Below are 10,733 nucleotides of genomic sequence, written 5' to 3'. Positions count from 1 at the left end.
CTTAAATCTTGAAGATGGAGGATCAGTGGATTTAGCTCCGTTTATGGATAATACGGATAATCAAAATTTAACGGCTGCAACATTGACAGGAACAGTACTAGAAATTGAAATTGAAGGAGGAACATCTGTTTCTGTAGACTTGTCAAGTTTATTAGCGGACATACAAGCGCAACTCGATGATCATGAAGAAAGAATTACTGCACGAGAAGAATGTGAATGTGGTCATGTCGGTATTTCTCCTGAAGAGAATGAAGGGTTTGTTGACCGACCAATATTGTATCAGAACATTCCAAACCCATTCAACAATACCTCAATGATAAAGTATTATATTCCGCAAACTTCCAATAATGGGAACCTTGTAATTAGTGATAATATGGGGCAAATTATCTCTATGATTGAATTAAATGATAAGGGGTATGGTTCAACGCACGTCAACGCCGAAGGTTTGGCTCCTGGACCTTATTATTACACATTGTATGTCGATGAAGTTTTAATTGATACAAAAATTATGATCGTTCAATAAAAACATCAAAATTTTAATAGAAACCTCACCGTTCTTCGGTGGGGTTTTTTTATTTAAAAAAAACAATTTAGGGAATTCATTGTTCTAATTTAAAACAGAATTTTATGCGTTATTTATCATATTTGTTGCTATTTTTTAGTTGGTTCAATATTAGTTTGATACAAGCTCAGAACAGTGAGATTCAAACAATATCAGCGAAAAATTATAGTTTAAAGGCAGTGGCAGAAATTGGTTTTTTAGCCGTATTGGATCATAAAATACAATTTGGTCAAAATGGCACTTATTTTAACTATAGGCAGGATGGTGGGCAAGATGTCCTTTTTCCAATTATTCGGCCTTCATTAGAGTTGACGTTGAAAGAGAGAAATATTATCACTTTTTTATATCAACCGCTTCGTTTAGAGTCTACAGTTTATTTGAATGATAACCTTATTGTCGATGACTTGGTTTATCCAGCTGGGACGAGTGTAAATTTATTATATAACTTCCCCTTCTATCGAGCAAGTTATATGCGCGAGTTGATGCCAGATAATGAGAAATGGAGTTTTGCTCTTGGTGGAACAATTCAAATTAGAAATGCAACCATTTCATTTGAATCGACCAATGGAAATCGTTTTAGAACAAATAGAGATGTAGGTATTGTTCCAGCACTTAAGTTCAGAACTCGCTATCAATTTAATGAGAATGTCTATTCTGAAATTGAGGCGGATGGAATCTATGCTCCGGTGTCTTATTTAAACGGAAGTACGAATGAAATTATCGGTGCAATTCTGGATGCAAGTTATCGTTCAGGTATTAAAATTCATCCTAATGTGAATGCGTTTTTAAATCTCCGTTATTTGGGTGGTGGAGCGGTTGGAACATCAGAAAATGACCCAGGTCCGGGTGATGGATATGTGAAAAATTGGCTTCATTTTGGAACGGTTTCAACAGGCTTTGTTTACGAATTCTAGGTATATCAAGTTATTAAGTTTCTTATAAATTGCTTATTGATTGAAAGTTATTGATAATGGTTTAACTTTGTGCTTTCAATAATAATGTGACTTATGAAATTTAAATTGACTCTTGCTGTATTTTTGTTTGCAGTAGTTGCAGTAGCTCAACCTGCAGGAGAACTTGACCCAACGTTTGGCGATGAAGGCAAAATTTTACAATCAATAAATGTGGGTGAAGATAAGGCTTATGGTGTTGCGCTACAGGATGATAACAAAGTTGTCGTTATTGGTTCAACATTCGACGCGGCTACAGGACTTGATTTTTTATTAATACGATTTAACGAAGATGGATCTTTGGATACTGATTTTGGAGAAGAAGGAATTGTCCAAACTGATGTTCAATTCGGTAGTTCAGATGTTGCGTATGATGTCGTCATTCAGGGTGATGGAAAAATTATTCTCGCAGGATCAAGTGATGATGGTGTCGACCAGAATGCCGCACTAGTTCGTTACCATACGGATGGAACAATTGACGCTGATTTTGGGACGGATGGAGTGGTTTTAACTGATTTTGATGAAGGAAAATCGGATGAGATAAGGGTAGTTAAAATTCATGCTTTAACAGGAAATATTATTGTTGGAGGCTCTGCGATTATCAGTTCGACAAAATCTAAACCTGTTGTTGCTCGATATTTAAGCGACGGTTCCCTGGACGAATCGTTTGAAACAGACGGTATTCGTTTGCTTTGGATTGATGATTTAGATTATCAATACCTCTTCTCTGTGGAGGATTTAGCCGTAACCTCTGCAGGTAAAATTACAGCTGTTGGTTGGAGAGATTTTCCTGATTTATCTTGGGATTCAGATTATTGGGCAGGTCGTATTAATGCTGATGGCACGATGGATCCAACTTTTTCTTCAGATGGTGTGAACGTTTATAATGGTGCATTTAATGGACATGATCGGGCTTATGGTTTAATATTAAATCCTGATAATAGTTTTTTTATCGCAGGTGGTGGATATATAGAAACCCTGAGATATGATGAAACGTTGATTGAGATTAACGAGTCTGGTTCGGTTGGTGATGATTATGCCATTGCAGATTATGGTAGTTGGTATAATGATATCGCTTACAGTTTAGCTAATGATTCAGAAGGTCGGTTCATTCTTGCCGGTTCAACCAAAAATGATGATGAAGCAGAGTTTACAATTACTCGGTTTACGTCGGGATTTGAGCTTGACGCTGATTTTGGAAGTGGAGGGAAGGTCACAACGACTTTTGGGTCAAATGATTTTAATGAGTCCTTTGACATGTTGATTCAACCAGATAATAAAATTATTGCTGTTGGTTATAGTGGCAATGATGTCGCGATTGCTCGTTATTTGGGGGAAGATACCCCCGAATTAAATGAATTTATACTACAAACTCCGGCGGCAGGTGCAACTAATCAGAATTATGCTTCGCTCGCGTTTAATTGGACAAATGCATTTGGAGCAACCGGGTATGAATTTGAGTTTGATACTTCTCCTGATTTTACAGACGCGCCAGAAGTTTATACCCCAGTGTCTTCAGCCTACACCGTTACTGATTTATTGCCTGATACCGAATATTTTTGGAGAGTAAGAGCAACTGATGGTGATGTTTGGGGTGATTATTCAGAAGTATGGAGTTTTACTACAAACTCGCTCGATAATTTTAACCTTGTGTCTCCAGCAAATGGTGCAACGGATCAAAGTGAATCTAGTTTAGATTTGGACTGGACAACTGCGGTTGGTGCGCTGGAATACGAAGTTCAATACGCACTAAATCCAACGTTTACCGAATCTCCAGTTACTTTTACGACGGGTTCTTCAAATTACACTTTAACGGGATTAGCATTAGAAACACTTTATTACTGGCGCGTAAGAGCAACTAATGATGGTGATAACTTTGGTGACTGGACATCGGCATGGAATTTCACAACAGCTTCGGATGTTGGTATTGATGATTGGTCAGCGGACAATTTAAAAGTATATCCCAATCCTTCTAATGGGGTTTTTTATGTCGAATTTTCTGAATTAGCGTTAGGTGAAGTTTATCAAATCATGGATGTAACTGGAAAAATTGTAGTGGAAGGTGATGTAAACCAGATAATTATACCATTTGATATACAGCTCAATAAAGGTGTTTATTTTCTTCAACTAAAAAATAATCCTAAAAGTTTAATCAAACTAACGATTCAATAAATTTAAAACCCCAACCAAATGAGCTGGGGCTTTTTTTTAAGATGTGATTAATTAAAATTATTGCCAACCACCACCCAGTGTGCGATATAATTCAATTAAGTTTTCAAATTGTTCTTTTTTAATTTCTATTAGCTCCAACTGAACAGCTAATACATCTCGTTGAGCAATTAAAACTTCCATGTAATCTGCTTTTGCAGAACTGAATAATTTATTGGCGATTATAATTGATTCATTTAGTACTTCTACTTCTTTTAACTTTAATTTAAATCCTTGGTTTAAATTATTCATTTTGGAAATTTGATTAGCGGTTTCAATAAATGCATTCAAAACAACTTGTTCATATTCATATATGGCTTGCTCTTGACGTGAATTAGCATTTAAATAATGCGCTTTGATAGCTTTTCGATTGATTACTGGAGCAACAAGCTCACCAGCTAAACCGTATATAATCGATTCAGGGCTTTGGACAAAGTATTTTGCATTAAAAGCTTGTAATCCAAATCCTGCTTGAATTCCAATAGAGGGGTAGAATGCTGCTCGCGCAACTTTGACATCTAGCTTGTTGGCCATTAACTTATATTCTGCTTGGCGTATATCAGGGCGATTTGTGAGAAGTTGTGATGGAATTCCAAATTGTACCGAATCGGGTGTTTTTTGATCAAAAGAATTTTTATTTCGATCAATTTTTTGGGGAACTCTTCCTACCAAATAATTAATCTTATTCTCTTGTTCAAAAATTGCTTGTTTAATTAAATAAGCTTCCCCCTTCGTGTTTAAAACCTCCGCCTCAAATTTTTTGACGGCTAGTTCGGTAGCATCACCTGCTTGTTTTTGAATACGAACCGCTTTTAAAAAGTTGTTTTGTACATCAACATATTCATTGATTAGTGCAAGCTTATTGTCTAGCTCTAACAATTTATAATAAGCTGATGCAATTTCTGCAACCAAATTTGTGGTCATAAATTTTTGACCTTCAATAGAGCACATGTACCGATTTATAGTTGCATCCCTTGCATTTCTTAGTTTTCTCCAAATATCAATCTCCCAACTCGCTGTTCCACCAATTTTAAGGTCTGATAACGGTTCAGGCATTTCTTCCCCAGGTGAAATTTCCGTGTTTGCATCATTAGCACCTTGACTTGTATAGCGTCCCACTTTTTCAACTCCACCACCAAGTTCTAAATCTAATTGAGGTAAGTATTCTCCTTTCTTAGCTTGTATTTCGTTCCTTACCCTATTAACTTCTTGTTCAAATATTTTTAATTCCTGATTATGTATAAGGGCAGAGTCAATTAATGCAATAAGCTGCTTATCCTTAAAAAACTCCTGCCAACTGAGATCAGCAATCGTTATGGAATCTTTGTTCTTGAAGAATGATTCTGGTAAAGAATTCTTCTTTGTTAAGGTATTTACTTTAGGAATTCCACATGAATTTATAAGAATCACTCCCAAAACTAAAATAGTTCGAATGTATTTTTTATTCTTTTTCATAATGTATAAAATCTTCGGTTAATGGTTGGTCATCTTCATTTTTAATAAGTGATTTTGAATCGGCAATTTTGGCGAAAATGAAATAAAGTCCTGGGATAATTAAAACTCCAAATACGGTTCCAAAAAGCATTCCTCCTAATGCAGAACTACCGATTGTTTTATTTCCTATTTCTCCGGCGCCATGTGCTAGCATTAATGGGATTAAACCTGCAACGAATGCGAATGAGGTCATTAAAATAGGTCGAAATCTAACTTTTGCACCTTCAATTGCGGCGTCCAAAATTGTCGACCCTTCTTGTCTTTTCTGCACGGCAAATTCAACAATTAATACTGCATTTTTACCTAATAAGCCGACTAGCATAATTAATCCAACTTGGGCGTAAACATCATTTGCTAATCCCATTATTTTTAAAAGTAGGAATGATCCAAAAACCCCAATGGGTAATGAAAATACGACTGCTAATGGCAATACGAAACTCTCGTATTGAGCGGCTAAGACTAAATAGACAAAAATTAAAACTACAATAAAAACATATAGCGATTCATTTCCGCGATTTGCCTCATCGTAAGACAATCCCTCCCATGCTATGTCGTATCCATTTGGCAACGAATTTTCAGCAACTTCTTTAATGGCTTGAATCGCATCAGCTGTTGTATAACCTTTGGAAGGTAAGCCACGTATTGACGCAGAGTTGTACATATTGTAACGGGTTATTTCATTAGGTCCTTGTGTTTTTTTTAATTTCATGAAAGCCGAATATGGTACCATTTCACCGTGATCATTTCGTACGAACAAGTTTAAAACATCAGAAGGTAGTTGTCTAAATTTAGGATCAGATTGAACATAAACCTTAAAGAAACGTCCAAATCGTATAAAGCCTTGCTCATAGGTACTCCCAATTAGAATATTCAAATTTTCCATAGCATCCCCAATAGAAACACCTTTTTGCATGGCTGCTTTATTATCAATTTCTAATTCGTATTGCGGATAATTTGCCGCAAAAAATGTAAATAATCCGGTCAATTCTTTACGTTCCTCAAGTTTTTTCATAAAGTTTTGGTTTACTCGGTCAAAATCGTGGTAATCGGTTGTCGTGTTTTTATCGAGTAAACGGAGCGAAAATCCTCCAGAAGATCCAAAACCAGGAACCGCAGGAGGTTCAAAAAATTCAACAATTGCTCCTAAGTTTTTGGCTTTAATTTCTAATTCTTCCATAATCTCATGGACAGAATGATGTCTTTCAGACCATGGTTTAAGGTTAATTAGACAGGTTCCTGCATTCGACCCTCTGCCCTCAGTCATTATTTCATATCCTGCTAAGGAGGAGACAGATTCTACACCATCCATTTCTTCGCAAATTTGTTGAAGTTGATGAGAAACAGCATTCGTTCGTTCGAGTGTAGCTCCAGGTGGTGTTTGAATAATCGCATAAATTGTACCTTGATCCTCATTTGGAATAAACCCTGCTGGAAGAGTTTGATTTATGCTAAATATTCCAAAACCAAATACAATTAAAACTAAAAATGTCACCATTCTTCGTTTAACAATTCTGCTTAAGAAACGTACATATCGATTGGTTAAACGATCAAAACCTGCATTGAATTTATTTAAGAACCAGTTAATAGGAGTTTTTCGCTTAGCTTTACCATGGTTGTTTTTTAAAAGAATGGCGCATAAAACTGGTGTCAAAGTCAAAGCAATAATGGCCGATAAAACGATTGAACTTGCCATTGTAATCGAAAATTGCCTATAAAACGTACCTACTGGTCCAGACATAAAGGCAATGGGAACGAAAACGGAAACCATTACTGCGGTAATCGCTATAATTGCTCCGCTAATTTCACGCATTACAAGTTTTACAGCCTGATAAGGATTAACATGATCCGAATCCATCTTAGCGTGAACAGCTTCTACAACAACTATTGCATCATCCACAACAATTCCTATAGCCAAGACAAGAGCGAATAAGGTGATAAGATTTATAGATAAACCAAAGAGTTGCATCACAAAAAATGCACCGATAAGCGAGACAGGTACGGCAAGTATAGGGATAAGTGTTGATCTTAAATCGCCAAGAAAAATAAAAACAACCAAGGCAACTAATATAAAGGCATCTCTTAAAGTGTGCGTAACTTGTTCTATTGATGCATCCAAAAACGTTGAGACATCATAACTAATTTTGTATTTTACATCGGGAGGGAAATCTTTTTCCATATCCAACAGTTTAGCTTTCACTGCTGCAATTACTTCAGTAGCATTACTTCCAAAAGATTGTTTTAGCATAATAGACGCTGAAGGATGACCATCGAGATTAGAATAAATGTCAAAAAACTCACTGCCTAACTCAACATTACCGATATCTTTTAAGCGAATACTTTCTCCTTCAGCATTGGCCCTTATTATTATATTTTCGTACTCAACGGGTTTATTATATCGTCCTTTGTAAGTGAGAACATATTCTAAAGACTGAGCTTCAATTCCGGAACTTCGACCAATTCGCCCTGGTCTCCCAATTATACTTTGTTCACCTAAAGCTTCCATTACTTCTTCTGTCGAAACATTGTAAGCCCTCATTCTATCTGGATTCAACCAAATCCGCATTGCATATTTTCTGCTACCTAAAATTTGAGCACGCGCAACTCCATTTATTCGATTGATTTCAGGTATCATATGAATGTTTGCGTAGTTGTAAAGAAATTTTTCATCGAGCTGATGTCCATCACTGTATAAGTTGACGTACATCAACATGCTGGGTTGAATCGGCGTAATGACTACTCCTTCTCGCTGCACAAGTTCGGGCAGTAGGGGCATAACTTGATCTACCCTCGTTTTGACGCGAATTACTGCTTCATTAGGATCTGTGCCGGGTTCAAATATAACACGTAAAGTTGCTTCACCGGCGCTAGTAGCGTCTGTGGCCATATATCGCATTCCTTGAACACCATTAATGGAATTTTCTAAGGTTACTAAGGTTGATTTTACAAGTACTTCAGCACTTGAACCTGGGAATGCAACGAAAATGTTTACGGTAGTAGGTGCAATTTGCGGAAATTGTGAGGTTGGTAATTTTTGAATTGATAAGACGCCAACAAAAACCATAATGATGGATATGACAATTGCCAGAACTGGTCTGTGAATTATATTTTTAAACATGTTTTAGGATTTTAGCGTTGATTATTATTCCGCATAAAGATTGAGGTGAGATATCACTTCCTTGGGATCTTTGAATTTGTATTGAATTTTATCACCTGCCTTCACTTTTCTTAAACCGTCTAAAAGAATTTTATCACTAGGTTTTAAACCGTCTTTTATTGCGTAGAGGTGAGGAAATTCTGCCTCGATAGTTATAGGTTGCGCATGTAAAACATTTTGGTCATCCAATAAAAACACATAGTTACGGTCTAAAATTTCATAGGTCGCTTTTTGAGGAATAAGCATTGCGTTTTCTAGGTCTTCCTCCATGATAATATTCCCTGTTTCACCATGTCTTAACAGTCCTTCAGGATTGGGAAAAGTAGCTCTAAAGGCGATGTTACCTGTTTCATGATTAAAGTCAGCTTCGATAGTTTCAACCACACCAGGATAGTTAAAGTATTTACCATTGGCCATTAGCAGTTTTACTTTCAAAGCTTTTTCTTCTCGGGCATTCTCTTTAAAATTTAAATATTCGACTTCTGGAACATTGAAGTAAATCCACATTTGACTATTGTCTGATAGATGAGTTAACAAATCTCCTTCGTCAATTAAACTACCTAGTCGAGCATGAAATCGATCGATTATTCCATTAAACGGAGCTCGTATTTCAGTGAAATTTAAATGAACTTCAGCTAGGCTTAATGCTGCATTTGCCTTTTTATAGTTGGCTTCAGCTAAAGAAAGTTGGTTTTTTGATACAACATTACTATCTGCAAGGATTTTAGTATTTAAATATTCAATCCTCGCATATTCTGCCTCTGCCTGAGCTCGTTCATATTCTGCCTCATAAATCTTAGGCATGATTTTGAATAAAAGGTCCCCTTTTTTAACGGATTTCCCTTCGTCAATATAAATTTTTTCGAGAAACCCTCGTTCTTGAGCTCTAAGTTCTATATGATTGATTGAATGAATTTGACAAACATATTCTTTATAATTGATGGTGTCTTTTACTAAAGGCGAAGTAACCTCATAGACTGATGTTTCATGTTCATGCCCTTGCTCATTTGCACTGGCATTGCAACTTGAAATTGTTAAACTTACAATAGCACAACAGCTTATTGCAAGTCCCAAAATTTTTATTTTATTCACGACTGTATTTAATCTTTAATTTAATTTTCTAGTTCACAATAGTCTTGCTGACTATGTTGAAAGTGTGTTACTTTCATTGACCTTATTAAGCCAAATAGCTAGAAATCATAATAGAAATACATCGTATAAAAGATACCACTTGAATGCCTTTTGCCCAGAGAATTTATAAGCAATTGGCCTAATTTTTTGGTTAGGTAGATAATAGATTTGAGAGAAACCGTGACTTTTGGAAAACGTATGTTTTTTATTTTCTTTATCCTCCTCTTCTTCGACTTCATCCAAAAGTTCAATTGAAAATTGGTTCTTGGAGCTAATTGAGAATAGCGCTTTCTTTACCTTTAAGTTAGTTGATTGCTCAAGACTTAATTCGGAATTACCTGATTTTTTGGGAAAAGGGCGCACAAAAGATGTTGCACTTATTACTAATAATAACAATGCAATTAATCGCGATAAATATTTGAATAGCCTCTTACGCATTCTGAAGCAAATGTATATTTAAAAAAAGTAGAATTAAAAAATTATAACAAGAATTTAACTTTTATTCATTAGGTATTGCTTAACTAACGCTAATAAATAAGTTAGATTCATATATTGAATGTATTATTAAGGATTTATATGTTATTTTATCAGATGTCAATTCAAGATCCAAGAAAATAGTGATTAAAAATGCAGCTTTTTAATGCAAATCATCCAGTGAACAGAAGTTATATCATTTGGGAACATGTCGTCAAAACTGTTTTTGCTTTGGTTGGTACTTTTGCGCTTCTCATTTTTGGTCCAATGATTATGGGAGGAAGAAATACACGACATGGAGGTGGTGATACTGCTATTCATATCCTAGATTTTTTTATGTCAAATTTATGGATACAGGTCTTAATTTGTTGTACAGTTGCTTTAGTTTACAATTTTAAAATTTATCGAAAGAATAATCGTGTTAATTACTTGATATCGGCTGAAGTATTCAATGATAATATCCGTTTAATGACCAATACCTTTTATTTTAATCGCCCAAATGAAGTGATAGTAGCTCCGTTCGATTTAAAAGTAAAAATTCTATCCAAGTATAACGACGTTGAAGGTCGTTATCATTTTTTCGAATTTATACATCAACCTAAAAACGAGCAAATATGTTGCATAAAAAGCAATTCGTTTCTCTACGAAAATATGCCTTTTAAAATTCGAGAACTGATCCAAGAATTAAAAAAGCGCGGTACTAAAGTTGAACAACTCCAAAAAAAGCACAAGTCGGCTTTCGATACGATTTTTAAATAAA

General features: G+C 35.5%; 8 protein-coding genes. 4 read left to right on the top strand and 4 right to left on the bottom strand.

Annotated elements, in window-relative coordinates:
* The 3 genes from A8143_RS17010 to A8143_RS05790 all read left to right on the top strand — a co-directional run.
* On the top strand, nt 1-523 hold a 523-nt coding region (locus A8143_RS17010), incomplete at its 5' end, for a T9SS type A sorting domain-containing protein (protein ID WP_175437491.1).
* 104 nt (nt 524-627) lie between these two features.
* The gene (locus A8143_RS05795; protein WP_066756950.1) at nt 628-1,476 is read left to right on the top strand and encodes a hypothetical protein; all 849 of its coding nucleotides are present in this window, start codon (nt 628-630) and stop codon (nt 1,474-1,476) included.
* A 93-nt stretch (nt 1,477-1,569) separates the two neighbouring features.
* The gene (locus tag A8143_RS05790; RefSeq protein ID WP_066756947.1) at nt 1,570-3,684 is read left to right on the top strand and encodes a T9SS type A sorting domain-containing protein; all 2,115 of its coding nucleotides are present in this window, start codon (nt 1,570-1,572) and stop codon (nt 3,682-3,684) included.
* Nucleotides 3,685-3,741: 57 nt separating this feature from the next.
* Here the strand turns inward: A8143_RS05790 and A8143_RS05785 are convergent, their stop codons facing one another.
* The 4 genes from A8143_RS05785 to A8143_RS05770 all read right to left on the bottom strand — a co-directional run bounded on the left by A8143_RS05785 (nt 3,742) and on the right by A8143_RS05770 (nt 9,937).
* Nucleotides 3,742-5,175, bottom strand: a complete 1,434-nt coding sequence (locus tag A8143_RS05785) for a TolC family protein (protein WP_066756943.1) — start codon at nt 5,173-5,175, stop codon at nt 3,742-3,744.
* On the bottom strand, nt 5,162-8,329 hold the full coding sequence (locus tag A8143_RS05780) for an efflux RND transporter permease subunit (RefSeq protein WP_066756940.1): 3,168 nt from the start codon (nt 8,327-8,329) through the stop codon (nt 5,162-5,164). Before A8143_RS05780 ends, A8143_RS05785 begins: the two co-directional genes overlap by 14 nt.
* Before the next feature lie 24 nt (nt 8,330-8,353).
* Nucleotides 8,354-9,460 carry an efflux RND transporter periplasmic adaptor subunit gene (locus A8143_RS05775; RefSeq protein ID WP_317040031.1) on the bottom strand — a complete coding sequence of 369 codons (1,107 nt, stop codon included), beginning with the start codon at nt 9,458-9,460 and terminating at the stop codon, nt 8,354-8,356.
* Nucleotides 9,461-9,565: 105 nt separating this feature from the next.
* Entirely contained in the window at nt 9,566-9,937 is a 372-nt protein-coding gene (locus tag A8143_RS05770) for a hypothetical protein (RefSeq protein WP_066756937.1), read from the bottom strand.
* Between the two features lie 189 nt (nt 9,938-10,126).
* Here A8143_RS05770 and A8143_RS05765 point away from each other — a divergent pair, with 189 nt between their 5' ends.
* Nucleotides 10,127-10,732, top strand: coding sequence for a hypothetical protein (locus A8143_RS05765; protein ID WP_066756934.1), 606 nt, complete (start codon nt 10,127-10,129; stop codon nt 10,730-10,732).
* The last annotated feature ends 1 nt before the right edge of the window (nt 10,733 follow it).

Source organism: Crocinitomix algicola (assembly GCF_001661595.2).
Taxonomy (GTDB): Bacteria; Bacteroidota; Bacteroidia; order Flavobacteriales_D; family Crocinitomicaceae; genus Crocinitomix; species Crocinitomix algicola.
The sequence above is the reverse complement of the archived record's forward strand: the minus strand, read 5'-3'. Positions and strand labels throughout refer to the sequence as shown.

Bases quoted from the DNA above. Each gene is read 5' to 3' on its own strand.
- A8143_RS05795 (WP_066756950.1), top strand. From the start codon at position 628: ATGCGTTATTTATCATATTTGTTGCTATTTTTTAGTTGGTTCAATATT.
- A8143_RS05790 (WP_066756947.1), top strand. From the start codon at position 1,570: ATGAAATTTAAATTGACTCTTGCTGTATTTTTGTTTGCAGTAGTTGCA.
- A8143_RS05785 (WP_066756943.1), bottom strand. From the start codon at position 5,175: ATGAAAAAGAATAAAAAATACATTCGAACTATTTTAGTTTTGGGAGTG.
- A8143_RS05780 (WP_066756940.1), bottom strand. From the start codon at position 8,329: ATGTTTAAAAATATAATTCACAGACCAGTTCTGGCAATTGTCATATCC.
- A8143_RS05770 (WP_066756937.1), bottom strand. From the start codon at position 9,937: ATGCGTAAGAGGCTATTCAAATATTTATCGCGATTAATTGCATTGTTA.
- A8143_RS05765 (WP_066756934.1), top strand. From the start codon at position 10,127: ATGCAGCTTTTTAATGCAAATCATCCAGTGAACAGAAGTTATATCATT.